Below are 25346 nucleotides of genomic sequence, written 5' to 3'. Positions count from 1 at the left end.
CGAGTTGCCGCATCATGGATTAGTTTTGGGCGGCTGAGTAAATCAGCGATGCAACCCACATGCTACCGTCGCGCTGGACCGCGAACATGAACTGTTCGACGTTATTATCCAGTTCCCGGTTGAAAATATTCAACAAGGAATCGCGTTCTGTGACGCTTTCCGCTGTTGGAATGTATGATACCACAACATCGCCAACTTGTAGACCACCGGCAAGGTTGGAAGGCATCTCGGTTACCGCCGTGCGCCATTTGTCGCCTGCGAAAGTCGATGCAAACTTGACGCCGCTGTCGAGCGCAATTTCTTGAACGACTGGCAGTCCCCAATTGTATTGCGCCGCTTCACCGGTCTCTGGATCAAGCGTATCAAAGACGGCAGCGACCGTTGGTGTTGCTTCAGAAATGTCCGTTGTTTCGCGCAAAGCATCAGAAATGTCTGCAATCGACGTCACAGGCGCACCATTCACAGCTGTAATTTGCAGGCCCGGCTTAACCCAGATCGGCGAAATCAAACCAACTTCGGTAATCACATTCGATGTTGGATCACTCGCTGAAAACGGCAGCTCTACACGCCAGATCGCGTCGACCGTGCTTTGCGTCAGCTCGTTACCCGGAACAACTGCATCGATGTCGACAGCAAGGCCTGTACCAATTTCTTCGACGGTGTCAGGCGTTGCAGGCAGCGCCACGTCGGCGGTCTGTGTATCCGCAACGGGACGGTTTCCTGTTTGGTCAGGGAACTCGGCATTCGCTGCGGGCTCCGTTGTCGTCAGGCGTGGCGTTTCCGCAGGTTCTGGCAACGGTTCAGGCGCCGCGGCAACCGCGATGTTTTCTGGACGTGCCGTTGGCCGTAGTGCCGGTGTGTCGACAATAACAGGCCCTTCAACAATAACCGGCGCCGTTGCAGGCGCGGGTTCAGCTGTTGGTTCAGCAACGTCTGCTGGTGCTGTCGGTGTTTGTGTCACTTCCTGCACGGGTTCTTGCGCGACCTCAACGGGCGGTGCCACAGGGGCGTCTTCACCACCGGACATCATCATTACGCCGACGCCACCAAGAATTGCGATCACCGCAGCCGAGCCCAAAAGAAGCGGCATTTTGGACTTTGTCGCGGCCTCGGTCTTTTCGGGTTTGGCGCCCTTTGGCGCGGCGGATGTCACGTTCAGAGGCGTCACATTGCCTTTTTTGCCGTCCATCATATCCAGCCAATCGGTGGCAGATTGCAGGCGGTCTTTTGGCAAAACTGCCAGCGCCTTGTCGATGGCGTCTAGGAATTCGTTATCATACTCGGGGAACCGTCCGGCCAATTTTTCGTATGGATCTGGATCGCCCGATGCGATTGCCGCAAGACGTGCCTGACTGTTGGGCGGCACCTCTTTGTTGATCAGGTGATAAAACGATGCGCCAAGCGCATACAGGTCACTGCTGGGGCTTTGTTCGGATCCCGCAATATAGAATTCTTGTGGCGAATACCCGTCTTTGACAACGCGCAGCGCCGACAGAACGCGGCTTTGTTTTGTTGCTTCTTCGCGGGCAGCACCAAAGTCGATCAACACAGGGTGAAGGTCTTGGTTGATCAGGATATTGTCTGGCGAAATATCGCGGTGCAAAATGCCTTGGTCGTGGATGAAACCGACCGCACCAAGCACCTCTTTCAAGATCACTTTGATTTGCGGTGGTGTAAGCGTGTGGTTTGGATCCTCAATGGTATCCAGCAGGTCGCGCCCCTCGACGAAATCAAGAGCCATGTATGCAGTGTCGTTATCTTCGAAAACCTGATGCACACCAACGATGTTCGGGTGGTTCAGTTTTGCGAGGCTGCGCGCTTCTTGCACAAACAGGCGTACAATTGATTTCAGTTCATTTTGATGTGCACGCGACCGCGCCTGCACAATATAACGGCTACGCCGGCAAAACGCGCCGGGGAAACACTCTTTAATAACGATCTTGCGGTCCAAGCTATCCTTGGCAAGATACGTGATCCCAAACCCACCTGCATTCAGGAAGCTTTCAATCGTGTATTGGCCATGCATCAGCTTCGTGCCCGGCTTAAGCTCGTCTACGAAGCTGTCTTTATCGTCCGCGTGTTCGTTCACTTGCGCCTTCGCCATCCTACATCCAGCTCTTAAACTTCATCGACTATACGGAAATACCGCAAGCCTTACTCGTCTAGTCTCATTCAAATTAGGCCAAAAAGTGACGCTAACTTGTCGTTTCATGGTCTGCAATCAGGATGAAATCCAGTCATTATTCCAATCTTTCGAAACAATGAACGGCGGATTTCCGCCTAAATATGTCTGTTTATAGTTATAAATGATGCTTTTCCGCTAAAAATATGCCGATTGCTAGACCTTCGGAACAGTTTTAACCTTTTCGTAACGATCGTGGTGGAATTTCCAGCAATGTGATGCCGTTAAGTGTCACTTTTGTCACGAAATTTCATAAGCCACGTTTGACAGAGCGTGATTCTCCCTTCTTGCATACCGCGAAACCCGCCCGATATCTGGTTCTGACGGCGCTTGTTGCGCTTCCTTGAAAGGTGCAGCATTACGAAAAAGCTAAAAGGCAGGGCAATGGCAAAAATATTCATCAATGGGTTTGGGCGAATCGGGCGCACTTTGCTGCGTGCTTGGGCAGATGGTGGATGGCCGGGCATTGAAATCGTGGGAATTAACGATATCGCCGCCCCAGAGTTGTGCGCGCACCTGTTTGCCTATGACAGCGTATTTGGCCCCTATCGCGGCCAAGCGGACATCGTCGACGGGACATTGATGTTGGATGGCCGTGCGATTCCCTTTTACACGACGCCGGATATACGGGCTGTCGACTTAAGTGATGTTGATCTTTTGCTGGAATGCACCGGTAAGGCCGACAGTCGCGAAATTGCAGAACGCGGATTGCAGGCCGGTGCGCGGCGCATCTTGATTTCGGGGCCGTCGTCCGGGGCAGATTTAACTGTGGTTCTGGGTGCAAATGATCACCGTCTGTCAGACCAGAAAATTGTATCAAATGCGTCCTGTACGACCAACGCTTTGGCACCGTTGGTAAAGCTGCTGGACGACACATGGGGTCTGCAAACAGGGTGGATGACAACGATCCACTGTTACACAGGCAGTCAACCGACGATCGATGCGCCGCGCGGGGACATGTTGCGCAGCAGGGCTGCCGGTCTTTCGATGGTCCCCACCACAACTTCGGCGCAGCGTCTGCTGAACGAAGTATTGCCTGATATTGCTGGCCGCATCGAAGCCGCCGCTGTGCGTGTGCCTGTCGCCTCTGTCTCGGCAGTGGATTTGACGGTGACGTTGGATCGCAAAGTGTCGATTGGCGATGTGCATTCCCTCATGCGCGCGCAAACCGGGGTCATTGGTTGGACTGAAAAACCGCTGGTGTCGTCAGACCTGCGTGCGCGTCCCGAAAGCCTGATTGTATCCTTGCCCGAAACGCGGGTTACATTGGGCGGGCTTGTGCGGGTTTTTGGTTGGTATGACAATGAATGGGGTTTTTCGTGTCGGATGCTGGATGTGGCCCGGATCATGACAGCCTGACAGGTGAAGAACAAAACATGGACGGCTCTTTAACTTTGATGTTGCACGCCCTACGTTGTGCGCACCCAACATAGGTGCCTTTATGACCTCCATCGTTTCCGTACAAAATTTGCGCAAGGCCTACGCCACCGGGTTCGAAGCACTGAAAGGTGTGAACCTCGAAATTGAAGAAGGCGAAATCCTTGCATTGCTTGGCCCGAATGGTGCCGGCAAAACCACATTAATTTCCACAATTTGTGGCATTACAGTTCCTACCGGTGGCACTGTGACTGTCGGCGGCTACGACACAATCACAGATTTTCGCGCGACACGCAGTCTGATCGGGCTGGTGCCGCAGGAAATTCACCTCGAACCATTCGAGACAGTGTTTAACACCGTCAGTTTTTCGCGCGGGCTGTTTGGCAAATCGCGCGATGACGCCTACGTCGATAAGATCCTGAACCAACTGTCGCTGGGTGATAAACGCAATAGCCGTGTCATGACATTGTCGGGCGGGATGAAACGCCGGGTGTTGATCGCCAAGGCGTTGGCCCATGAGCCGCGCATCTTGTTCCTGGATGAACCGACCGCTGGGGTTGACGTCGAGCTGCGCAAAGACATGTGGTCCGTTGTTGCCGACCTAAAAGCGTCGGGCGTGACGATCATCTTAACAACACACTATATCGAAGAAGCCGAAGCGATTGCGGACCGTGTTGGCGTGATCAATGGCGGTCAAATTTTGTTGGTGCAAGACAAGGCCGAAATGATGGCGCAAATGGGTAAAAAGCAGCTGCGCATCACGCTGGCCGATCCGGTGACATCGGTGCCTGATGCGTTGGCTGCCTATCGGTTGGATGTTTCCAATGAAGGGGACGTGCTGACCTATACATATGACACCAAAGGCGAACGCACAGGCATTACCAAATTGCTGAATGACGTCGCCGCTGCAGGCTTAGTCCTAAGTGACCTGCAAACCCAGCAAAGTAGCCTCGAAGACATCTTTGTTGGCCTCGTGAAGGAAAGCGCATGAACGTCCACGCCGTCAAAACGATCTACCGGGCCGAGATGAAGCGGTTTTTCCGCACAATCGCGCAAAGCATTATTTCGCCCGTTCTGTCCACATCCCTGTACTTCATCGTTTTTGGGGCTGCGATTGGCAGCCGCATCGACGAAGTCGAAGGCGTGCCATATGGCGCGTTTATTGTGCCCGGGCTCATCATGTTGTCAGTGATGACGCAGGCCACAACCAATGCCAGTTTTGGGATCTATTTTCCCAAATTTACCGGCACTATTTTCGAACTTCTTTCGGCGCCTGTCAGTTTTCTTGAAATCGTCGCGGGCTATGTTGGCGCTGCCGCAAGCAAGGCCATGTTTATCGGCGTTATCATCCTGATTACGGCGTTCTTTTTCGTGGACCTTCAAATTGCACACCCCATCGCAATGATCGCATTCCTGACGCTGACCTGTATCAGCTTTGCATTGCTTGGCTTTATCATCGGGATTTGGGCTGGCAACTTTGAACAGTTGCAACTGATCCCGCTGTTGGTGATCACGCCTTTGGTTTTTCTGGGCGGTTCATTCTATTCGGTGTCGATGCTGCCCGGCATTTGGCAGACCATCGCGATGTTCAATCCGGTGGTTTACCTGATCTCAGGGTTCCGCTGGGCGTTCTTTGGGGTGGCTGATGTGGATATTGGTGTATCCTTGGCTGCGATCACGCTGTTTACGGTTGTCTGCCTTGGCATCATCGGTTGGATTTTCCGGACCGGCTGGCGCATTCGGCAATGACCTGCTGTGGGGAAATGATATGAAACGCTATATTCCGTTCCTCAAACCTGATCCGTTTGTTGCCGTCGTCCGTCTACAGGGCGCAATCACCAACAGCGGGCGCGGGCTTGATCACCCGTCTCTGGCACCGGTGCTTGAAAAGGCGTTTCGCAAAGGCAAACCCGCCGCAGTTGCGCTGGAAATCAACTGCCCAGGCGGTTCCCCTGTGCAATCTTCGTTGATCGCGGCGCGCATCCGGCGGTTGGCGGATGAAAAGAAAGTACCTGTTTTTGCCTTTGTCGAAGATGTGGCGGCATCGGGGGGCTATTGGTTGGCATGTGCCGCGGATGAAATTTTCATTGATGACTGTTCGCTGACGGGGTCGATTGGTGTGATCAGTGCCGGTTTTGGTGCCCATGAGGCAATTGCCAACTATGGGATCGAACGCCGGGTGCACACGGCGGGTAAATCGAAATCCATGATGGACCCGTTCAAACCCGAAAACCCCGCCGACCTGAAAAAGCTCAAGGGGTGGCTTGATGACTTGCATGCCACCTTTATCGCCTATGTCAAATCGCGGCGCGGTCCTAAACTGTCAGACAATCCCGACCTGTTCACAGGCGATGTCTTCATCGGCCAAAAGGGGGTCGATGCGGGGCTGGTCGACGGGATCGGGCATTTGGTGCCAGTGATGAAACAGCGGTTTGGCGACAAGACCCAGTTCCGCCGCTATGGCCAAAGGAAATCCATCCTGTCACGGTTTGGCGCGCAAATTGTCGGTGACGCGGTTGCCGGCATCGAAGAGCGTGCGGCATATGCAAGGTTTGGCCTGTGATCATCAGAGGCGTCTTTCTGTTTCTGGCATTTATTGTCGTGCTCGGAATTTTCGGGAAATTCCGGTTTCCGTGGCAGCAACGGTTGCAGGATGCCAAATGCCCGAAATGCCAACGTTACCGCATCGGCAAAGGGCCGTGCGCGTGTGAAAAGGGACGACCATGAAGGCATTGGTAACAGGTGCGGGCGCGCGGCTGGGTCAGGCGATGGCGCTCTACTTGGCGCGGCGCGGATATGACGTTGCCGTGCATTATGCAGGGTCACGGGCAGGGGCCGACGACACGGTTGCGCAAATCCGGGCGATGGGTCGCACGGCCGTTGCACTACAAGCTGACTTGTTGGACGAAGCGGCGGCGCAAGCGTTGGTTGGGCGCGCGGTCGATGGTTTGGGGGGCGCATTGACCTGTCTGGTCAATAATGCCTCGATTTTTGAATATGACAACCTGACCTCGGCAACCCGCGATAGTTGGGACCGGCATCTGGGGTCAAATCTGCGCGCACCTTTTGTTTTGACGCAGCAATTCGCAGCGCAGGCGCCGCAGGCCGAACCAGACGCGCAGGCGGAACCAATTGCGCAGGCATTGATCGTTAACATGCTGGATCAGCGGGTGCATAAACTGACGCCCGAATTCATGACCTATACCATCGCTAAAATGGGCCTGTGGGCGATGACACAAACGACGGCGCAGGCGCTTGCGCCCAACGTCCGTGTCAACGGCATCGGTCCGGGGCCCACTTTGCAGGGGCATCGCCAAACCGAAAGCCATTTTCAGGCCCAACGTGGCGCCACAATTCTGGGTCGCGGTGCAAACCCGTCCGACATCACTGCGGCGCTTGGATACTTTCTGGATGCGCCAGCGGTGACGGGGCAAATGATTGCTGTGGATGGGGGGCAGCACCTTGCGTGGCAGACGCCGGACGTGCTTGGGGTCGAGTAGGTCGTTATAGTTGTACACGCGCCCCGCACGCCATTCACAGAAGTGTCATAATTAACCAAATTTCAGGGCGTTAAGGAGATGGTAATAAAAATATTAATATATTTCAGTGGCTTGAATAATTGCCTGTTTTTTAATCAAACAGACGAACCCCGCTAAAAGCCTAGAGAATTTTCCCTTCTCACAGAAAACTCCACTGACTTATCCACAGAAACGGTGGATACCTTTTCTCTTGTCCCGACCGCGCTACCATTGCAGCCCAAATAGAATCAGCTTTTCGCATGACAGACCAACCCGCGACGACATCTCTGACTGGATACGACCTGATCCACAGCTATCTGCGGCTGTTGGATTCGTCTCCGGGTGTGTACCGGATGCTGGATGCGGAAAGCCGGGTTTTGTATGTGGGCAAGGCGCGCAATTTGCGTAACCGTGTAAGTAGCTATGCACGCCCCGGCAATCATTCCCCCCGGATTGCGCGTATGATCACGGAAACAGCGTCGATGATGTTTCTGACCACCCAAACCGAAACCGAAGCCTTGCTGCTTGAACAAAACCTGATCAAGCAGCTCAAGCCGCGCTACAATGTCTTGCTGCGTGACGACAAGTCGTTTCCGAACATTCTGGTGACAGGGTCACACGCCTATGCCCAGATCAAAAAACACCGCGGCGCCAAGCGCGAAAAAGGCAGCTATTTTGGCCCCTTTGCCAGCGCGGGTGCCGTCAACCGGACGCTGCACCAATTGCAGCGAGTGTTTATGTTGCGGACCTGTACGGACATCGAATTTGAAAACCGCAGCCGCCCGTGTCTTCAGTATCAGATCAAACGTTGCACGGCGCCCTGTTGCGGAAAAATTTCGCATGAAGACTATGCCGAGATGGTACATGAGGCAGAACAATTCTTGCGCGGGCGTACCAAGCGTATTCAGGAAACCTTGGCGTCACAAATGCGGGCTGCTTCTGATGATCTTGAATTTGAACGGGCGGCCGCGTTGCGCGACCGGATTCAGGCGCTGACGCAGGTGCAAGCAACCCAAGGCGTGAACCCCCAAGGCACGCCCGAGGCGGATGTGATCGCGCTGCATACCGATGGTGGTCAGGCCTGCGTGCAGGTGTTTTTTATCCGCGCCAATCAAAACTGGGGCAACCACGATTTTTATCCCCGCATCGCGGGCGACGAAGACCTGTCAGAGGTGATGGAAGCCTTTGTTGGCCAATTCTACACCAACCGTGAACCCCCCAAACTTGTGATCCTGTCGCATGGGTTGGATAACGAAGAACTGATGATAGACGCGCTGATTCAAAAGGCCGGTCGCAAGGTCGATGTCTTGGTGCCCCAACGCGGGGAGCGGGCGGATTTAGTGCGTGATGCCCTGCGCAACGCACGCGAAAGTCTGGCGCGCAAGATGTCGGAAACGGCCACGCAGGCCCGTCTGCTGCAAGGGCTGACCGACGCGTTTGATCTGCCCAAGGTGCCACAGCGGATCGAAGTTTACGACAACTCGCACATTCAAGGGGCGCATGCGGTGGGCGCGATGATCGTCGCCGGCCCCGACGGATTCGAAAAAAACCAATACCGCAAATTCGATATTCGTGGTGACCACCTGACGCCGGGCGACGATTTCGGGATGATGAAAGAAGTGATGACCCGCCGTTTTCAACGCCTTTTGAAAGAAGATCCCGATCGCACGTCTGGTGCGTGGCCAGACCTGCTGTTGATCGACGGGGGCGCGGGGCAGGTCAGTTCGGTGCGGGCGATTATGGATGAACTTGGCGTCAGTGACATCCCGATGATCGGGGTCGCAAAGGGCGAAGACCGGGACGCAGGCAAAGAGGAATTTTACCGCACGGGAAAACCCGTCAAGGCGCTGCGCCACAACGATCCTGTCCTCTATTTCATTCAGCGGATGCGCGACGAGGTGCACCGCTTTGCCATTGGTACCCACCGTGCGAAACGCAGCAAGGCGATCGGGGCAACCCCGCTTGATGATGTTCCAGGCGTCGGCGCCACCCGCAAACGGGCGCTGTTGGCACACTTTGGATCAGCCAAAGCTGTGGCGCGCGCCAACTTGATGGACCTGAAGGCTGTGGTTGGCGTATCGGACAATATGGCGCAAACGATCTACGATTTCTTTCATGAAAACGGATGACACACGCATTTTATATGCCCTAATCGTGGATAGGTCATTTTCGGAAAAGACGGATATGGTCAGCACGTTGCAATCGCGGTAGGTAAAACTATGACACTCAATTTACCAAACTTCCTGACGATCCTGCGACTGGCCGCTGCGCCCGGTGTGGTGATCATGTTCTTGTACTTCAATCGGCCTTGGGCCGACTGGTTTGCGCTTGTTTTGTTTGTGCTGGCGGCGCTGACAGATTTCCTTGACGGGTATTTGGCGCGTGCTTGGAAACAAGAAAGCAAGCTAGGTACGATGCTTGACCCGATTGCTGACAAGGCCATGGTCATCATCGCGCTGCTGGTGATCACCGGATTTTCAGGCATGAACCCGTGGATTCTTCTTCCCGCCACGCTCATTATGTTCCGCGAGGTTTTTGTATCGGGCCTGCGCGAATTTTTGGGCGATACCGCGGGCACCCTAAAGGTGACAAAGCTGGCAAAGTGGAAAACCACGGCGCAAATGGTCGGCATCGCGTTGTTGTTCGCAGCCGGTGCTTTCAAACACTATCTCGCGATCGACGCTTTGGCGATGACGCAAGACGCAGTTGAGGCTGCGCTAAACGGAACCACCCCCGATGTGAACGGCCTGCTTTGGAAGCATCAAGGCGAACTGATCTGCTGGTGGTCAGGCGTTGTCGTATTGTGGGTTGCCGCCGTTCTTACGGTTGTCACCGGCTGGGACTATTTTTCAAAGGCGCGACCGTATCTGAAGGATGGACAATGAATATCGTCTATTTTGCTTGGGTGCGTGAACGGATCGGCATCCCCCAAGAACAGGTCCAATCGGATGCAGCGACTGTGGCTGACCTTGTCGCTGAACTAAGCGCAAAGGAAGAACGCTATGCGGCGGCCTTTGCCGACCTGACCGCGCTGCGCGTCGCGCTTGATCAAGAACTTGCTGAATTTGACGCCCCCCTTGCCGGCGTTTCCGAGGTCGCGTTTTTCCCGCCGATGACGGGGGGCTAAATGACCGTCCGTGTGCAAACAGCGGCGTTCGACGCGGGCGCAGAGCTGAACGACTTTGCCAAAGGTCGGACTGATGTCGGTGCGGTTGTCAGCTTTACGGGGGTTGTGCGTGATACAAATGGCGATCTTCAGCATATGATGATCGAACACTATCCGGGCATGACGGAACATGCGATTGCGAACATTGCAGCCCAAGCCGTTACGCGATGGGATCTGATGGATGTTCTGGTGATTCACCGGTATGGCACGCTCAGTCCCGGCGCACCTATCATGATGGTGGCCACAGCGGCCGGACATCGTGCAGCGGCATTTGCTGCTGCGGATTTCCTGATGGATTACCTGAAATCACGCGCACCTTTTTGGAAAAAAGAGGTGACAGCAACCAGCGCGGAATGGGTCGCGGCCAAAGCCACGGATGAAGACGCGCTAAATCGCTGGTAGCGGTGCGCGTTAATCAGATTTTAGCTGCATTGGTTGATGGTGGGCGCGTATTCATGGGCCTGACAAATGCAAAACACATCTCGCACCCGCACAGAAATTGATGATCACGCGCTTGCGGATCCGTTCCAGTATGCAATGGCAAGCAGGGATTCAGACGTGATGAATTTGGTACGTGCCGCACTGGATGCGGGGCGGGTAAGGCTAGCGTTTCAACCGATTTACACCGCTGACGCGACCCCGCGTATTGCATTCTACGAAGGATTGATTCGATTGATGGATGATGCGGGGCGCATTATTCCCGCCGCGCATTTTATGTCGCTTGTCGAAGAAACCGTCATGGGGCGTCAAATTGACTGTGTAACGCTTGATCTTGCGCTCAAAACACTGGTCCAACGGCCAAATTTGCGGTTGTCCGTAAACCTATCGGCACGCTCCATCGGCGATGGTGAATGGCGGCGTATTCTGGACCGGGGGATGTTGCACCGGTCCAACCCCGGGGACCGTTTGATTTTTGAAATCAGCGAAACATCGGCAATGATGCTGCATGAAAATGTCATTCGCTTTATGACTGAAATACAACCAAAGGGCGTGTCGTTTGCGTTGGACGGTTTTGGAGCAGGCTTAACCGCGTTTCGCCATTTAAAAGATTTCTTTTTTGATCTCGTCAAAATCGACAAAAGTTTTGTCAGGGGGATCGCGTCTGATCCTGACAACCAAGTGCTGACAGAGGCATTGCTTACGGTCGCGCATCAGTTTGAAATGTTTGCAATTGCGGACGGAGTCGAAACCAAGGAAGAGGCCGGGTTTCTGCGCGCCTTGGGTGTCGATTGCCTGCAAGGCTACTACTTTGGTGTACCAAAGTTTGACATTTAACCGCATTTTTAGGCCGCAAGTTATCTTGCGCCTGACATGGGTAAGTGGCACCGTTACCTCAAGTTAGCAAACCTGAGGGGATTTTCCATGACCAACGTCGTTATCGCATCTGCCGCCCGTACTGCTGTTGGCAGCTTTGGCGGTGCTTTCGCCACCACGCCCGCACATGATTTAGGCGCCGCGGTGCTCGCAGAAGTTGTTGCGCGCGCCGGTATCGACAAATCAGAGGTCAGCGAGACGATTTTGGGGCAAGTTCTGACGGCCGCCCAAGGGCAAAACCCGGCGCGTCAGGCGCACATCAACGCAGGACTTCCCATCGAATCCGCTGCTTGGAGTATTAACCAAGTATGTGGCTCTGGTCTGCGTGCGGTTGCGCTCGGCGCACAACATATTCAGCTGGGCGATGCAGATATCGTCGCTGCGGGTGGTCAAGAAAACATGACAATGAGCCCGCATGCGGCGCTGCTGCGCCCGGGTCAAAAGATGGGCGACATGCAGTTCATCGACACGATGATCCGCGATGGTCTGTGGGATGCGTTTAATAACTACCACATGGGTCAGACTGCCGAAAATGTCGCGAGCAAGTGGGGGATTACCCGCGAGGATCAGGACATTTTTGCGGTCGCATCCCAGAACAAAGCGGAAGCCGCGCAAAAGGCTGGAAAATTTGCGGACGAGATCGTCGCGTTTATGGTGAAAACCCGCAAAGGAGAGGTGGCCGTTGATCAAGACGAATACATCCGCCACGGCGCAACGATGGAAGCCATGCAAAAACTGCGCCCTGCGTTCGCAAAAGATGGGTCTGTGACTGCCGCTAACGCATCAGGCCTGAACGACGGTGCGGCCGCAACTTTGCTGATGTCCGCTGCCAACGCCGAAAGGCGTGGGATCGAACCGCTTGCGCGGATCGCTTCGTATGCGACAGCCGGACTTGACCCATCGATCATGGGCGTGGGACCGGTTATGGCGTCGCGCAAGGCGCTTGAGAAAGCGGGATGGAGCGTGTCAGACCTTGATTTGGTCGAGGCGAACGAAGCGTTTGCCGCGCAGGCCTGCGCCGTGAACAAGGAAATGGGTTGGGACCCTGCGATTGTGAACGTGAATGGTGGTGCGATCGCAATTGGTCACCCGATTGGTGCCTCTGGATGTCGCGTTTTGAATACCCTCCTGTTTGAAATGAAACGCCGCGGGGCGAAAAAAGGTCTTGCGACTTTGTGCATAGGTGGCGGTATGGGTGTTGCAATGTGCGTCGAGCGCGCGTAACTATATTTCGCAACGTGAACTTATTTTGCAATAACATTGCTTAACCAAATTCTCTGGGAGGAGAGACATATGACACGAGTAGCCCTCGTTACTGGCGGCTCGCGCGGAATCGGCGCAGCAATTTCAACGGCTCTTAAGGACGCTGGCTATACTGTCGCGGCGACTTATGCCGGGAACGACGAAAAAGCCGCAGCATTTACGGCGGAAACCGGGATCAAAACCTATAAATGGGATGTCGGGAATTATGACGCTTGCGCAGCTGGCATCGCCCAGATCGAAGCCGATCTAGGTCCGGTCGAAATTTTGGTCAACAATGCTGGCATCACCCGCGACGCCCCATTCCACAAAATGACACCACAGCAGTGGAACGAGGTTATTTCGACCAACCTGTCAGGTGTGTTCAACATGACCCACCCCGTTTGGCCCGGTATGCGCGAACGCAAATTCGGGCGGATCATCACAATCAGTTCGATCAATGGTCAAAAGGGTCAATTCGCCCAAGCAAACTATGCGGCGGCCAAGGCTGGCGACATCGGCTTTACCAAGTCGCTGGCGCAAGAAGGCGCGCGCGCTGGCATTACCGTCAACGTGGTTGCGCCGGGTTACATTAATACCGAAATGATGAGCACGATTCCCGAAAAAGTCATGAACGAAGTGATTTTACCGCAAATTCCCGTTGGCCGCTTAGGCGAAGCATCGGAAATTGCACGGGCTGTTGTTTTCTTGGCGTCGGATGATGCGGGCTTTATCACCGGGTCGACCCTGACGGCGAACGGCGGTCAGTACATGGTCTGATCGACCACGAAGACAATAAAAAGGGGCCACGTCCGATCGGTGTGGCCCCTTTTTATGTGTGGTATGGCCGCATCTTTGCGTGAGACGTCACAGACATCAGTCACCCGGGGACGCGTGCCCAACTATGGCAGCTAAATCCCACGCTTCGGCAGATACTGCCTTAGGTGTCATCAGTGTGTGCTGAGTTTCGCGATCTCTTCCTTCAGCGCGAGCTTTTGCTTTTTCATCCGCGCAATTTCAAGATCGTCGGTTGCAGGACTGCGCTGCATCATTTCGACGTTATCAGAGAGGTATTGGTGTTTTTTCTTCAGTTCCTGCAGGTGTGAACTCAAGCTCATGGTCGTCCTCCTCTGGGGTTTTGAATAATTCAATTGCAACACATTTGTGACGCAAAGTCACGCTGCAAGATTACAAGACAGCGTGAAGTCAGGCTGCTTGAAAATTATTGCCAAATGATTAAGCCCAATCGGGCAATGCGGCGCCGTGGCGCAGTACTGCGCGCACCTGTGTTGTGTAGGTTTCCTGATCGTCAACATGCGCCGTACCGTCGTGCATGACCAGCGTCGGGGTCATGCGAAATGCGGCGCGGCCCTCTTGGCGGGCTTGCAGCAAAAATAATTCAGGTGCACGGTTTTCACGACCTGCAATCGGGCGCAGAATCAATGCGCCCAACCGCCCCTGCACTGCGGCAATCACTTCGGGTAGCCGCTCCATACGCTGGATAATTGTCAAATACCCCCGCGGACCCACCCGCCGCGCACCGATATCCAGCCAATCGGCCAGCGGTGTATCACCCCCCAACGCAACATCGCGACCCGCGTTTGATGCCGCGACACTGGCCGTGCGGTCGAAATAGGGTGGGTTCATGATCACATGATTGAATCTCTGCTGGCGCAACGCGGCAGGCAGGTTGCGCAAATCAGCGGTCAGCACCTCGAACGGGGCATTGTTTTCCAATGCGTTCCGGCGTGCAAGATCTGCGTAATCAGGTTGCAGTTCGACACCCGTGATCGCAAGGCCCGGAACGCGTGCCGACAAACACAGCGAGGCCACGCCAACCCCACAGCCCAACTCCAACACTGTTTGGCCCGGCTTTGCGGCAATACTCGCGGCAAGCAAAACAGGATCGACGCCCGCGCGGTAGCCTTTGCGCGGTTGCCACACACGCAGCTTGCCACCCAGAAAGTCATCTTGTGTCAGATCGTTATTCACGGCCTAAATCAATCTGCGCGTCGCGCATTATTGCTTCGGCGATGAACATATCACGGTCCAGCACCATCAGCCGCCGTGGCATTATGCCTATGCTGCCTTCAAGCACGCTCATATTTACGTCGAAGGTGAAGCAGTCTATACCCTCGCTGTCCAGCAGGGCGGTTGCAAAAGCAATGACAGTCGGGTCGTTGGTGCGCAAAAGCTCTTTCATACCTATGACCTAAGACGGGGCGTTGCCTTTGTCTATCACATGACGGAACCGCCGATGAGCCTTGATCAAGCTGCCACCAAACCACACGAACAATTGGCTGCTGCCCTGGCAGACGACATGACCGCAGTAAACGATATGATCCGCGCGCGGATGGCATCCGAACACGCACCCCGCATCCCCGAAGTGACCGCGCATTTGGTCGAGGCAGGCGGCAAACGTCTGCGCCCGATGCTAACGCTCGCGGCGGCGCGCATGTGTGGCTATGACGGTCCCTACCACATCCACCTTGCGGCGACCGTTGAATTTATTCACACGGCGACCCTGCTGCATGATGATGTGGTTGACGAAAGCAGCCAGCGTCGGGGACGTCCGACCGCGAACCTGCTTTGGGACAATACCTCCAGCGTGTTAGTGGGTGATTACCTGTTTGCCCGGTCTTTTCAGTTGATGGTCGAAACCGGCTCTTTGCGGGTTCTTGATATTTTGGCCAATGCGTCGGCAACCATCGCCGAAGGCGAGGTGCTGCAATTGACCGCTGCCAGCGATCTGGCCACGACCGAGGACATCTATATTCAGGTGGTCCGCGGTAAAACGGCGGCACTTTTCTCGGCTGCGATGGAAGTCGGCGGCGAAATCGCGGGCCAGGACGCCGCGACCAAACAGGCGCTATATGATTATGGTGATGCCTTGGGCGTGGCGTTTCAGATTGTGGATGACTTGTTGGATTACGGCGGAACCAAAGCCACAGGGAAAAACGTCGGCGATGATTTCCGCGAACGAAAACTGACTTTGCCCGTGATCCGTGCCATTGCGGCTGCTGACGCCACCGAGCGTGATTTTTGGGTCAGGACGATCCAAAAAGGCAAACAGCAAGACGGTGATCTGGATCACGCGATCAGCCTTTTGGCAAAACATGGCACGATGGAAGCGACCCGTTTGGACGCAATCGCATGGGCGCAAAAAGCGAAATCAGCGCTGGGCGTGATCCCTGATCATCCGCTGAAGACGATGTTGGTTGATCTGGCCGATTACGTCGTCGCGCGGATTACCTAATCAAAACTGACGGTGCTGGGTTAAAGGTACCTGCCGCGATGGGCGGCAGGTACCGCAATTGTGCTAGTCGGCAACGACGATGTTTTCGGCCACAGCGGCCTGCGCGGCAGCGACCAGCGCGGCACCGTCATAACCTTTGTCGTTCATCTCGGTGATCCATTGTGCGGTAACGCGATCACCCAATGCCATGATGCTGGCGGTTTCGTCCTCGGACAATGTCGCGATGTCGTTGCCGTCGGCGGCCATGAGGTCACGACCCACTATATCGCCCGTGTCATGGGCGCGGCCTGCCCACATGCTCGCCATCATGCCGGAATTGGCGTCGATGATCGCACGCAGGTCGTCGGGCATGCCGTTATACACGTCTTTGTTCATCGCCCATATGAAGTACAGGTTATAGAGCGACCGATCCCCGGCGACATCCGTATGGCTGTCTGTCAGTTCGTCAAGCTTTAGCGACGGCGCTATTTCCCATGCGATCACGCCGCCATCCACAACACCTTTGGACAGCGCCTCCGGGAATTGTGGCACGGGCATACCGATGGGGGTTGACCCCAATTCGGTAAGAAGCATCGTCGCGGGGCGTGAAGGACCGCGCAGCTTTAGGCCATCAAAATCCCCGACCGTCGCAATCGCGTCACCGCGTTTGTGAATGATACCGGGGCCGTGCATGTGGGCCGCAATCACATGGACGTCGTCAAAATCATCCATCAGGAAGTCTTGCGTATAGGTCCACGCCGCAGCGCTTGCTTCCTCTGCGGACTTGGTTGTCATAAACGGCAGCTCAAGCGCTTCGACTTCGGGAAAGCGGTTCGGCTGATAGGATGGGATCACCCATCCGCCATCAATCGCGCCATCACGAATAAGGTCATATTGATTTGGCGCCGCGCCGCCCAATTGCATAAACGGGTAGATTTCGACCTTGATGCGGCCTTCTGACTGTTCTTCAATCGCATCCGCCCAAGGCTGCATGAAATGGGTCGGGTTGGCGCTGGCGGGCGAAACAAAATGCTGGAACCGGAGCGTCACATCCTGGGCAAAGCTGGCCGAGGCGGTCATGGTGAATGCAACCGCAAATGCGGCATGTTTGTTCAGGTGCATGGTGTGCATCCTTTCATCAATAATGTGGGGAAGGGTGCCACCGCTAGCGACACCACTTACATAAAGATGGGCGTCACTAGTTGCAAGTCGTTCGCAAAGAAAGTTTAGCTTTCTTGTGTCGGATGGAACCGGCCGGATGGTGACAGCGTGAAAATCTGACAGCCGGTTGCGGTGATCCCGATCGAATGTTCAAATTGCGCTGAAAGGGATCTATCACGGGTCACAGCCGTCCAGTCATCATTCAGGACTTCGACATAAGGCCGCTTGAGGTTGATCATCGGCTCAATGGTAAAAAACATCCCCTCTTCCAGAACAGCGCCGGTGCCGGGGCGACCAAAGTGCACGACATTTGGCGGTGCGTGAAACACGCGCCCCAATCCGTGACCACAAAAATCGCGCACAACCGACATGCCCTGTGCCTCTGCAAAGGTTTGGATCGCATGACCGATGTCACCAAATGTGTTGCCCGGCTTTGCCGCAGCTATCCCTTCCATCAGTGCGTCATGTGTTACCTGGATCAGGCGCGACGCGATGGGTTTAGGTTTGCCTGCGACATACATCCGGCTGCTGTCCCCGAACCAGCCATCGACAATGACGGTCACATCGATATTCAGGATATCGCCATCTTTCAGGCTGTCATCGGGGCGCCGCTTTTCAAGGTCTTTCGACACGGTCTCGCCCGCGGCCATCGGAATTGGCGCGCCGGGGATGCCGTGACATACGACGTGGTTTACCGAAATGCAGCTTGCGTGTTGATAACCTTTGTACCCAATCGTCGCGGAAATCGCGCCAGCATCGGTGACCATCTGGCTGATCAATCGATCAAGCTCGCCCGTGGTTTGACCAACGGTCACATACGGCGCGATGTCATCCAAAATTTGCGCGGCCAACGCGCCTGCCGTGGCCATCCGCGCAAAATCTTCGGTTGCGTAAATGCGAATTCCGTCTTTCGTGATGCGGCCTTTGTTTGTGTCCACGGTCGTTTTCCTTCTTATGTCCAGCGCGACATAGGCGATTTTCAGCAAAAGCGCTAGGGGACCTGTGGGATCGCATGCCCAAGCGTGATCGCCCGCGGCGTGATATCACAACATTGGGCAAGGCATACGACGCCCGCAGCACGCGCATCCGCGAATGCCTTTGCATAGGTCGGGTCAATGTCGTTCGCCAAAGTCATTGCTGTACAATCGGTGCGCTGCACCAGAAAAAACATGACGGCATGGTGCCCCGCACGGGCCATCTGTGCCAGTTCATGCAGATGCTTTGTGCCACGGGCCGTCACGCTGTCAGGAAATTCGGCCAAACCATTTGTGCGGCACAGGGTCACGCTTTTGACCTCGACATAAATGTCCTTGCCTGCCCCACTGAGCAAAAAGTCGATGCGACTATTTTCACCGTATTTCACCTCTGGGCGGACGGCGACATATGGGGGCAGTCCGTGGACCTGATGCGCGCTCAGCGCCGCTTTCAGCGCTTTGTTCGGCACAGATGTATCGATCCCGGTGAAATGCCCGTTTTCGTGATCGACCAACCGCCAGCCGTATTTCAGTTTTTTCTTTGGGTCGCTATTGGGCTCAAGCCACACTTTGGTACCCGGCGTGGACAACCCCATCATCGAACCCGGGTTCGGACAATGAACGGTTACTGTGGTTTCATCTGGCAATGTGACATCGGCCAGAAACCGTTTGTAGCGGCGGATCAGACGGGCAGGGATAAGAGGCGTGGCAAATTCCATAGGGCGGCTTATAACCATTTGCGCAAGACAGGAGAACCACCCATGTTTAACCCAACCGCTGCGATGCTTGTGATCGGGGACGAAATCCTTTCGGGGCGCACGCGCGATGCGAATATGCACTATCTGGCCGGACAGCTGACCGAAGCCGGGATTGATCTGCGCGAAGTGCGGGTCGTCAGCGACGACCGCCCCGCAATTATTGCCGCAGTTCAGGCGCTGGCCGAGGCGTATGACCATGTGTTCACCAGCGGCGGCATCGGGCCGACCCACGATGACATTACCGCAGACTGCATTGCGGCGGCGTTTGACACGCCTATCGACGTGCGCGACGACGCGCGCGCGCTGTTGCAGAACCATTACGACCGGTCCGGCAAAGAACTGAACGCGGCGCGCCTGCGCATGGCACGGATTCCCGATGGTGCGACGCTGATCGATAACCCCGTCAGTGTGGCGCCAGGTTTCAGTTTGGGAAATGTGCATGTGATGGCCGGTGTGCCATCGGTGTTTCAGGCAATGGTCGCAAGCGTCCTGCCGAAAATGACCGGCGGTGCACCTTTGCAGTCGCGCACACTGCCCTTGCTGCAAGGCGAAGGCGATGTCGCGGCCCCCTTAACGGCATTTGCGCAAGCATACGCCGACCTTTCTGTTGGGTCTTATCCGTTTCAAAAGGATGGGATACACGGCACCAATCTGGTGCTGCGCGGCCAAGACACGACCCGTCTTGATGTTGCATTCGCAGCATTAAAAAAGGTTTTCGGCGTATGAATTTGCCTGACGCACAAAAACTTTACGCGGTAATCGACGGAACATGGCCCGCTGCGGTCAAACAGGCGATGGGTCCGTGGACCGTGCGCCTAGACGACAGCAACAGCAGCAGGGTCAATGCAGCAACAGCGGAACTTGCCTTTGAAGACCGTGACATTGTGACCGCCGAAGCCGCGATGATCGATGGCGGCCAGCGCCCTATTTTCATGCTGCGTCATGGCGAAGACAGGCTTGACGCGGTGTTGGCCGCGCGTGGCTACACCATCAAAGACCCGGTCAATATGTATGCCGCCGACATTGCAAAAATTGCGGCGGGTGGCCCGTCTGCGGACCGCACGTCCGAAGTTTGGCCGCCACAGGCGGAACAGGTCGCAATCTGGGCGGCGGGTGGCGTGGGTCTTGGGCGGATAGCGATTATGGACCGGGCGCGTGACCCCAAGACAACCATTTTAGGGCGCATTGACGGTGTTGCCGCTGGCACAGCGTATGTCGCGATTGCCGCAAATTGCGCCATGATCCACGCCCTTGAGGTTGCAAAAAGCCACCGTCGTATGGGGCTCGCGCGGGACTTAACGCAGGCGGCGGCGGTTTGGGCGCAGGCGCAAGGTGCCACCTATATGACGTTGGTCACAACGCAGGAAAATAGCGGTGCAAATGCGCTCTATAATTCCCTCGGAATGACCCTTGTGGGACAATACCACTATCGGATTCTGTCGGAGTGATACGTTGACCCCACGCACCCAAGCCCAGCAAGTCCTGCAGCTTTGTTTTGCAGTTATTTTTATGGTGGTGGTTGCTGGCGCGGCGCGGGCGCAGACACTCAGTTTTCCAAGCAATGCAAACCTTCAAATCGAACATATCAGCCCGCTTGATAGCTATGCTGTGCCAACGGGCATTTGGGCAAATGATATTTTGCCGGCAGACGTCGTCGAGGGGCAAGTCATCCAGCAGGCATGGCGCATCAATGCGCAGGCGCTGACCACCCTGCAAATGCTGCGTCCGCTGCGCGACCAATTGCGGAATGACCGCTACCAAATTTTGTTTGAATGCCAAACCGAGGCCTGTGGCGGGTTTGATTTTCGGTTCGGTACGGCAACGCTGCCGCCACCCGAAATGCAGATCAATCTGGGCGATTTTCGGTTTCTATCAGCCAAGCGGTTCGGCGCTGATGGCCCCGAATATCTTACCTTGTTTATCAGTCGAACGGCGCGTGCGGGGTTCGTGCAGGTGACGCATGTGGCTCCGGCAAATACCGATGCTGCGCAGGTGTCGATGGGCCAAGGGCCTGCCTTGCGCGCGCCCGGCACATCGGATGCAACAACCCTCGCTGGCCGACTTGATGATGTCGGGCGCGCGGTTTTGTCGGACCTGATGTTCGATACCGGATCGGCGCAATTGGATGATGGCGATTTCGCGTCGCTTCAGGCATTGGCAGACTACCTTGCCGCGGCGCCGGATTTGCAGGTCGCGTTGGTCGGCCATACCGATGCCGAAGGTAGCTTGGACGCGAATATCGCGCTGTCAAAACGCCGGGCGGGATCTGTGCGCGAGCGCCTGATTGCGCAATACGGGGTTAACCGGTCTCAGGTCGCCGCCGAAGGCATGGGTTATCTGGCGCCGATTGCCAACAACCAGACTGACGCAGGCCGAGAGGAAAACCGGCGTGTCGAGGTCATTATCACGTCGGTTCAACCTTGATCCTCTAGGCACTGCAGGCCAAATCTGTCCAAACCTCAAGCCGCGCGCGCCCGTTGTGCTTTGCATGATATAGCGCCTCGTCTGCATGTGCGATCAGCGCATCAAGCGACGTATCGGGACAATGCAACGCAGCGCCCACAGAAAGTGTCACCCAGAACGTCTGCGGTTGATCTGTGCTGATCTGAAAGCTGATTGGCTTTGTCAGCCGTTCGCCAATAACCTTGGCTTGGGCCAGTGTTGTGTCGCTCAGAAATATTGCGAACTCTTCGCCCCCGATGCGCCCCACAACGTCATTCTGGCGCACGCTTCCCTCAAGCGTGAAGGCAATGGCTTTCAGGCAGTTGTCACCAGCCTGATGACCATATGTATCGTTGATCACCTTGAAATTGTCGGCATCTAGCAGCAGAAAAACACCCGTTTTACCTTCGCCTAGACGCCGACGCGTGGATTCAAGGAATGTACGTCTGTTATTGATACCCGTCAGCCCATCTTTGCGCGACAGCACCCATAGCTTCCGTTGCAAACGCAGTTGATACATGATGATGGTCAAAACCATTACCGCGAACGGGCCACCAACAAAAACCGCGTGCGCGAAATATAGGGACGCTGGCAGGATGTCGGTAATACCATACAGTTTTGCGAACCCGTAGTTTGCGAGCGCAACCAGAGACACCGAAAGCAGGAACGCGGTCGCCACACCGAGCATGCCGCGCAGTTCTAGCCGGTGCATCAACTTGTCCATGGCGCCTGTCCTGTTCATGAGTACAGAACAGTAGGGGGCAATGTGTGACTAAATCTTTAACTGTTTCTTACTTCGCACCGTTTACCAGGCGTTCGGGCCCTTATCCGCGAAGGCATGCGCCAAAAAGTCGATGAACGCGCGCACCTTAGGTTGTGTGAACCGGCCCGGTGGATAGACTGCGTAAATGCCTTGGGTTTCGACCGGAAGCTCGGGGATCGCTTCTTCGACCAATCCGTTACGCATTGCATCTGCGTACAGAAAATTCGGCAAATACGCGATGCCAAGACCCCCAATACATGCATTCAACAACGACTGCCCATCGTTCACGGTCAACCAACCTGCGGTGCGCACTTGCCGTTTTTCACCAGACGGTGCTGTCAACTTCCAGACTGCCGAATTTGACTGATTGGAATAGTGCAGCAACTTGTGGTTGTTCAGGTCATCGATCTTTTCGGGGCGGCCGTATTGTTCAAAATATGCAGGGCTTGCGATCATCCGTCGGTTCGTTTCAGTCAATTTGCGCGCCTGCAGTGTGCTGTCTTCCAGTTCACCGATTCGCACCGCCATATCGAACCCTTCTGATATCAGCTCGACGTAGCGATTGTTCAGCACCATGTTCACAGTGATATCAGGGAATTCGCTTAAGAAGGTCCCCAAAACCGGCGACAAATGATTAACCCCGAAATCTGTCGCAACGCTGATCCGCAACAGCCCCGATGGTGCTGATTGCATCGACGTGACCAACGCGTCTGCTTCACCGGCATCATTTAGCACCCGCCGCGCGCGATCATAATAGGCAAGGCCGATTTCGGTCGGGCTAACACGCCGGGTCGTGCGGTTCAGCAGGCGGGCACCTAACCGTGCCTCAAGAGCGGACACATGTTTCGACACCGCCGATTTCGAGATGCCCATTTTTTTGGCTGCGTCCGTGAAACCGCCTTGGTCAACAACTGTGGCAAAGGCTTCCATTTCGGTCAGACGATCCATACGCGCTTCCTAAAGTCAAATAATCTCAGGTGTTATAGCGTTTGAAATCAGGCGGGAATGGGACGAATGCCTGACAAATCTGCGGTATCACCGCTAATTTGTCATAAGCATGGTGTGAATTGGTGCGTAAAACGTCACAATTGGTGTAAAATTATAACGTCGCTGCCAATCGTGTGCCTTGATTGATCGCGCGTTTGGCATCCAGTTCCGCCGCGACATCTGCCCCGCCGATCACGTGGACCGTCCGGCCCATATCGATCAGCTCATCAGCAAGGCCGCGTTCAGGAACCTGCCCGGCACAAAGCACAATTGTATCTACGGCAATCAACCGCGGATTTTCGCGCGCTTCACCTGTCGTCACATGCAGCCCTTGCGCATCGATTTTTTCATAGTTCACGCCGCCCACCATCTGTACGTGCTTCATTTGCAGGCCAGCGCGGTGAATCCAACCGGTTGTTTTGCCCAACCGTTTGCCAAGCTTTTCCGACTTGCGCTGTAGCAGCGTGACCTGCCGGACCGGCGCGTCTGGCTGTGCCCCATCGGGGTGCAACCCACCACGATTTACCGCCGGGTCGCTCACGCCCCATTCATGCAGCCATTCTGCGAGGTTTTCGGTCGGACTGTCTGCGGTCACCAGATACTCGGCGACGTCAAACCCGATCCCGCCGGCACCAATCACCGCAACACGGTCGCCCACAGGGGCTTTGCCGCGCAATACATCAATATAGGACAGCACATTGGGTCCATCTTGTCCCGGTATATGCGGGTCGCGCGGGGCAACGCCGGTGGCGATGATGATGTCGTCAAACCCGTTTAGCATCTGGGGGGTGGCGGTTGTGCCAAGGTTCAGCGTGATGCCAGACGCCGCGACCATGGCGTCATAATAATCGACCAAACCCCAGAATTCTTCTTTGCCGGGGACTTGTTTAGCCATATTCAACTGGCCGCCTAACACATCGGATTTATCGAAAATCGTGACGTGATGCCCACGCGCGTCTGCCGTCAATGCAGCGGACAGCCCGGCGGGTCCGGCACCCACGACGGCAATTTTTTTGGGTGTCGCGGTGGGCGCGATGGTTAATTCGGTTTCGTGACAGGCGCGCGGGTTCACCAGACATGATGTCAACTTGCCGCTAAATGTGTGGTCAAGGCATGCTTGGTTGCACGCAATACACGGCGCAATCATCGCGGCCCGACCCGCCGCGGCCTTGGCCACGAAATCGGGATCGGCCAAAAAGGGGCGCGCCATGCTGACTATATCGGCACAGCCATCCGCAAGCACGTTTTCAGCCACATCCGGCATGTTGATCCGGTTTGATGTGATGATCGGAATCGAAACTTCGCCCATCAGCTTTTTTGTGACCCATGTAAAAGCACGGCGAGGCACCGATGTTGCGATCGTCGGAATTCGGGCCTCGTGCCAGCCGATACCTGTGTTTAAAATTGTGGCGCCTGCGGCCTCGACCGCTTTGGCCAGTTGCACGACCTCTTCCCAAGTGGATCCATTGGGCACCAGATCAATCATGGACAGGCGGTAGATCACAATGAAATGGGGTCCAACGGCCGCACGGACCCGGCGCACGACTTCGACGGGCAGGCGCATGCGGTTCTCATAGGATCCGCCCCATCCATCGTCACGCTTATTGGTATGCGTAACGAGGAATTGATTTAGGAAATATCCTTCTGATCCCATCACCTCGACGCCGTCATAGCCTGCCTCTTGGGCGCGGATGGCGGCGGTCACCATATCGGCGATTTGCTTTTCGATACCATCCGCATCAAGCTCTTGTGGTGGAAAAGGTGAAATCGGGGATTTGATGGCAGAGGGGGCCACGCATTTGGGGCTATAGGCATAACGGCCCGCATGCAGGATTTGCATCGCGATCTTGCCACCCGCGTCGTGTACGCGGTCCGTGACGATGCGGTGGTTGTCGATATCTGCGGGTGTATAAAGCCCTGCCGCCCCGGGAAAAACGCCGCCTTCAGGGTTGGGCGCAATGCCGCCTGTGACCATCAACGCAACCCCGCCGCGGGCGCGTGCCGCATAAAATTCGGCGACGCGGTTCCAGTCTTTGGTTTCCTCAAGCCCGGTGTGCATCGACCCCATCAGCACGCGGTTTTTCAGCGTCGTAAACCCCAGATCAAGCGGTGCCAAAAGATGTGGATAATCGGTCATTGCGTGCCTCCCATTTTGGCAAATCATGGCGCAAGTTGACGCGCACGTCACTGTCTACGTGGCGTCAGGTCGCTGTGGCATATGGAAATATCA

The 25346-nt window shown here is 55.5% G+C and carries 26 protein-coding genes; 16 read left to right on the top strand and 10 right to left on the bottom strand.

The window, feature by feature from the left end; all coding sequences use genetic code 11:
- Positions 1-19 precede the first annotated feature (19 nt).
- Positions 20-2104, bottom strand: a complete 2085-nt coding sequence (locus ACXJGX_RS05990) for a serine/threonine protein kinase (protein WP_474779649.1) — start codon at positions 2102-2104, stop codon at positions 20-22.
- 462 nt (positions 2105-2566) lie between these two features.
- On the opposite strand from ACXJGX_RS05990, the gene ACXJGX_RS05985 reads away from it, so the two are divergent.
- The 12 genes from ACXJGX_RS05985 to phbB all read left to right on the top strand — a co-directional run bounded on the left by ACXJGX_RS05985 (position 2567) and on the right by phbB (position 13576).
- Positions 2567-3541: a type I glyceraldehyde-3-phosphate dehydrogenase gene (locus ACXJGX_RS05985; protein WP_474779647.1), complete on the top strand. Its 975-nt coding sequence runs from the start codon at positions 2567-2569 to the stop codon at positions 3539-3541.
- Between the two features lie 82 nt (positions 3542-3623).
- Positions 3624-4550 (top strand): ABC transporter ATP-binding protein, encoded by a 927-nt coding sequence (locus tag ACXJGX_RS05980; protein WP_474779645.1) that lies wholly within the window; start codon positions 3624-3626, stop codon positions 4548-4550.
- A complete protein-coding gene (locus tag ACXJGX_RS05975) occupies positions 4547-5308 on the top strand; it encodes an ABC transporter permease (RefSeq protein ID WP_474779643.1) in 762 nt (253 codons plus the stop codon). Before ACXJGX_RS05980 ends, ACXJGX_RS05975 begins: the two co-directional genes overlap by 4 nt.
- A 19-nt stretch (positions 5309-5327) precedes the next feature.
- On the top strand, positions 5328-6122 hold the full coding sequence (locus ACXJGX_RS05970) for a S49 family peptidase (protein WP_474779641.1): 795 nt from the start codon (positions 5328-5330) through the stop codon (positions 6120-6122).
- Between the two features lie 160 nt (positions 6123-6282).
- Positions 6283-7059 carry an SDR family oxidoreductase gene (locus ACXJGX_RS05965; protein ID WP_474779639.1) on the top strand — a complete coding sequence of 259 codons (777 nt, stop codon included), beginning with the start codon at positions 6283-6285 and terminating at the stop codon, positions 7057-7059.
- Between the two features lie 278 nt (positions 7060-7337).
- Complete coding sequence (gene uvrC, locus ACXJGX_RS05960; RefSeq protein ID WP_474779637.1) at positions 7338-9206, top strand: excinuclease ABC subunit UvrC; 1869 nt, start codon at positions 7338-7340, stop codon at positions 9204-9206.
- A gap of 90 nt (positions 9207-9296) precedes the next feature.
- On the top strand, positions 9297-9962 hold the full coding sequence (gene pgsA, locus ACXJGX_RS05955) for a CDP-diacylglycerol--glycerol-3-phosphate 3-phosphatidyltransferase (RefSeq protein WP_474779635.1): 666 nt from the start codon (positions 9297-9299) through the stop codon (positions 9960-9962).
- Complete coding sequence (gene moaD, locus ACXJGX_RS05950) at positions 9959-10204, top strand: molybdopterin converting factor subunit 1 (RefSeq protein ID WP_474779633.1); 246 nt, start codon at positions 9959-9961, stop codon at positions 10202-10204. Before pgsA ends, moaD begins: the two co-directional genes overlap by 4 nt.
- Positions 10205-10645 carry a molybdenum cofactor biosynthesis protein MoaE gene (locus ACXJGX_RS05945; RefSeq protein ID WP_474779631.1) on the top strand — a complete coding sequence of 147 codons (441 nt, stop codon included), beginning with the start codon at positions 10205-10207 and terminating at the stop codon, positions 10643-10645.
- A 66-nt stretch (positions 10646-10711) separates the two neighbouring features.
- A complete protein-coding gene (locus ACXJGX_RS05940) occupies positions 10712-11518 on the top strand; it encodes an EAL domain-containing protein (RefSeq protein WP_474779629.1) in 807 nt (268 codons plus the stop codon).
- An 87-nt stretch (positions 11519-11605) separates the two neighbouring features.
- Positions 11606-12781: an acetyl-CoA C-acetyltransferase gene (locus ACXJGX_RS05935; protein ID WP_474779627.1), complete on the top strand. Its 1176-nt coding sequence runs from the start codon at positions 11606-11608 to the stop codon at positions 12779-12781.
- 69 nt (positions 12782-12850) lie between these two features.
- The gene (phbB, locus tag ACXJGX_RS05930) at positions 12851-13576 is read left to right on the top strand and encodes an acetoacetyl-CoA reductase (RefSeq protein WP_474779625.1); all 726 of its coding nucleotides are present in this window, start codon (positions 12851-12853) and stop codon (positions 13574-13576) included.
- Positions 13577-13746: 170 nt separating this feature from the next.
- Here the strand turns inward: phbB and ACXJGX_RS05925 are convergent, their stop codons facing one another.
- From ACXJGX_RS05925 to ACXJGX_RS05915, 3 genes are all read right to left on the bottom strand, one after another.
- The gene (locus ACXJGX_RS05925) at positions 13747-13914 is read right to left on the bottom strand and encodes a YdcH family protein (RefSeq protein WP_474779623.1); all 168 of its coding nucleotides are present in this window, start codon (positions 13912-13914) and stop codon (positions 13747-13749) included.
- A 118-nt stretch (positions 13915-14032) separates the two neighbouring features.
- On the bottom strand, positions 14033-14788 hold the full coding sequence (locus tag ACXJGX_RS05920; RefSeq protein ID WP_474779621.1) for a tRNA1(Val) (adenine(37)-N6)-methyltransferase: 756 nt from the start codon (positions 14786-14788) through the stop codon (positions 14033-14035).
- Positions 14781-14999, bottom strand: coding sequence for a putative signal transducing protein (locus tag ACXJGX_RS05915; RefSeq protein WP_474779619.1), 219 nt, complete (start codon positions 14997-14999; stop codon positions 14781-14783). Before ACXJGX_RS05915 ends, ACXJGX_RS05920 begins: the two co-directional genes overlap by 8 nt.
- A gap of 54 nt (positions 15000-15053) precedes the next feature.
- Between ACXJGX_RS05915 and ACXJGX_RS05910 the strand changes: the two genes are divergently transcribed.
- The gene (locus ACXJGX_RS05910; protein ID WP_474779617.1) at positions 15054-16052 is read left to right on the top strand and encodes a polyprenyl synthetase family protein; all 999 of its coding nucleotides are present in this window, start codon (positions 15054-15056) and stop codon (positions 16050-16052) included.
- 63 nt (positions 16053-16115) lie between these two features.
- On the opposite strand, the gene ACXJGX_RS05905 is transcribed toward ACXJGX_RS05910, so the two are convergent.
- The 3 genes from ACXJGX_RS05905 to sfsA form a co-directional block, all read right to left on the bottom strand.
- On the bottom strand, positions 16116-17153 hold the full coding sequence (locus ACXJGX_RS05905) for a TRAP transporter substrate-binding protein (protein ID WP_474779615.1): 1038 nt from the start codon (positions 17151-17153) through the stop codon (positions 16116-16118).
- Between the two features lie 104 nt (positions 17154-17257).
- Positions 17258-18130 carry a type I methionyl aminopeptidase gene (gene map, locus ACXJGX_RS05900; protein WP_474779613.1) on the bottom strand — a complete coding sequence of 291 codons (873 nt, stop codon included), beginning with the start codon at positions 18128-18130 and terminating at the stop codon, positions 17258-17260.
- Positions 18131-18183: 53 nt separating this feature from the next.
- Positions 18184-18885, bottom strand: coding sequence for a DNA/RNA nuclease SfsA (gene sfsA, locus ACXJGX_RS05895; protein WP_474779611.1), 702 nt, complete (start codon positions 18883-18885; stop codon positions 18184-18186).
- A gap of 42 nt (positions 18886-18927) precedes the next feature.
- Here sfsA and ACXJGX_RS05890 point away from each other — a divergent pair, with 42 nt between their 5' ends.
- The 3 genes from ACXJGX_RS05890 to ACXJGX_RS05880 are packed head-to-tail and all read left to right on the top strand — an operon-like array spanning position 18928 to position 21348.
- Positions 18928-19650: a competence/damage-inducible protein A gene (locus ACXJGX_RS05890; RefSeq protein WP_474779609.1), complete on the top strand. Its 723-nt coding sequence runs from the start codon at positions 18928-18930 to the stop codon at positions 19648-19650.
- On the top strand, positions 19647-20372 hold the full coding sequence (locus tag ACXJGX_RS05885) for a GNAT family N-acetyltransferase (protein ID WP_474779607.1): 726 nt from the start codon (positions 19647-19649) through the stop codon (positions 20370-20372). Before ACXJGX_RS05890 ends, ACXJGX_RS05885 begins: the two co-directional genes overlap by 4 nt.
- A 4-nt stretch (positions 20373-20376) precedes the next feature.
- Positions 20377-21348 carry an OmpA family protein gene (locus tag ACXJGX_RS05880; RefSeq protein ID WP_474779605.1) on the top strand — a complete coding sequence of 324 codons (972 nt, stop codon included), beginning with the start codon at positions 20377-20379 and terminating at the stop codon, positions 21346-21348.
- A gap of 4 nt (positions 21349-21352) precedes the next feature.
- Here ACXJGX_RS05880 and ACXJGX_RS05875 read toward each other — a convergent pair whose 3' ends face one another.
- The 3 genes from ACXJGX_RS05875 to ACXJGX_RS05865 all read right to left on the bottom strand — a co-directional run bounded on the left by ACXJGX_RS05875 (position 21353) and on the right by ACXJGX_RS05865 (position 25253).
- The gene (locus ACXJGX_RS05875) at positions 21353-22090 is read right to left on the bottom strand and encodes a GGDEF domain-containing protein (RefSeq protein ID WP_474779603.1); all 738 of its coding nucleotides are present in this window, start codon (positions 22088-22090) and stop codon (positions 21353-21355) included.
- Positions 22091-22171: 81 nt separating this feature from the next.
- A complete protein-coding gene (locus tag ACXJGX_RS05870; RefSeq protein WP_474779601.1) occupies positions 22172-23077 on the bottom strand; it encodes a LysR family transcriptional regulator in 906 nt (301 codons plus the stop codon).
- A gap of 151 nt (positions 23078-23228) precedes the next feature.
- Positions 23229-25253, bottom strand: a complete 2025-nt coding sequence (locus ACXJGX_RS05865) for an oxidoreductase (RefSeq protein WP_474779599.1) — start codon at positions 25251-25253, stop codon at positions 23229-23231.
- Between the last annotated feature and the right edge of the window lie 93 nt (positions 25254-25346).

It is taken from the genome of Yoonia sp. SWMV100 (assembly GCF_056108365.1).
This window is presented reverse-complemented; position numbering and strand designations above follow the sequence as displayed.

Coding starts and splice junctions, on each gene's coding strand:
- ACXJGX_RS05940 (WP_474779629.1), top strand. CDS start 10,712: ATGCAAAACACATCTCGCACCCGCACAGAAATTGATGATCACGCGCTT.
- moaD (WP_474779633.1), top strand. CDS start 9,959: ATGAATATCGTCTATTTTGCTTGGGTGCGTGAACGGATCGGCATCCCC.
- ACXJGX_RS05945 (WP_474779631.1), top strand. CDS start 10,205: ATGACCGTCCGTGTGCAAACAGCGGCGTTCGACGCGGGCGCAGAGCTG.
- ACXJGX_RS05935 (WP_474779627.1), top strand. CDS start 11,606: ATGACCAACGTCGTTATCGCATCTGCCGCCCGTACTGCTGTTGGCAGC.
- ACXJGX_RS05905 (WP_474779615.1), bottom strand. CDS start 17,153: ATGCACCTGAACAAACATGCCGCATTTGCGGTTGCATTCACCATGACC.
- ACXJGX_RS05870 (WP_474779601.1), bottom strand. CDS start 23,077: ATGGATCGTCTGACCGAAATGGAAGCCTTTGCCACAGTTGTTGACCAA.
- ACXJGX_RS05985 (WP_474779647.1), top strand. CDS start 2,567: ATGGCAAAAATATTCATCAATGGGTTTGGGCGAATCGGGCGCACTTTG.
- ACXJGX_RS05865 (WP_474779599.1), bottom strand. CDS start 25,253: ATGACCGATTATCCACATCTTTTGGCACCGCTTGATCTGGGGTTTACG.
- phbB (WP_474779625.1), top strand. CDS start 12,851: ATGACACGAGTAGCCCTCGTTACTGGCGGCTCGCGCGGAATCGGCGCA.
- sfsA (WP_474779611.1), bottom strand. CDS start 18,885: ATGGAATTTGCCACGCCTCTTATCCCTGCCCGTCTGATCCGCCGCTAC.
- ACXJGX_RS05875 (WP_474779603.1), bottom strand. CDS start 22,090: ATGGACAAGTTGATGCACCGGCTAGAACTGCGCGGCATGCTCGGTGTG.
- ACXJGX_RS05965 (WP_474779639.1), top strand. CDS start 6,283: ATGAAGGCATTGGTAACAGGTGCGGGCGCGCGGCTGGGTCAGGCGATG.
- uvrC (WP_474779637.1), top strand. CDS start 7,338: ATGACAGACCAACCCGCGACGACATCTCTGACTGGATACGACCTGATC.
- ACXJGX_RS05910 (WP_474779617.1), top strand. CDS start 15,054: ATGAGCCTTGATCAAGCTGCCACCAAACCACACGAACAATTGGCTGCT.
- ACXJGX_RS05970 (WP_474779641.1), top strand. CDS start 5,328: ATGAAACGCTATATTCCGTTCCTCAAACCTGATCCGTTTGTTGCCGTC.
- ACXJGX_RS05915 (WP_474779619.1), bottom strand. CDS start 14,999: ATGAAAGAGCTTTTGCGCACCAACGACCCGACTGTCATTGCTTTTGCA.
- ACXJGX_RS05980 (WP_474779645.1), top strand. CDS start 3,624: ATGACCTCCATCGTTTCCGTACAAAATTTGCGCAAGGCCTACGCCACC.
- ACXJGX_RS05890 (WP_474779609.1), top strand. CDS start 18,928: ATGTTTAACCCAACCGCTGCGATGCTTGTGATCGGGGACGAAATCCTT.
- ACXJGX_RS05990 (WP_474779649.1), bottom strand. CDS start 2,104: ATGGCGAAGGCGCAAGTGAACGAACACGCGGACGATAAAGACAGCTTC.
- ACXJGX_RS05975 (WP_474779643.1), top strand. CDS start 4,547: ATGAACGTCCACGCCGTCAAAACGATCTACCGGGCCGAGATGAAGCGG.
- ACXJGX_RS05885 (WP_474779607.1), top strand. CDS start 19,647: ATGAATTTGCCTGACGCACAAAAACTTTACGCGGTAATCGACGGAACA.
- ACXJGX_RS05925 (WP_474779623.1), bottom strand. CDS start 13,914: ATGAGCTTGAGTTCACACCTGCAGGAACTGAAGAAAAAACACCAATAC.
- pgsA (WP_474779635.1), top strand. CDS start 9,297: ATGACACTCAATTTACCAAACTTCCTGACGATCCTGCGACTGGCCGCT.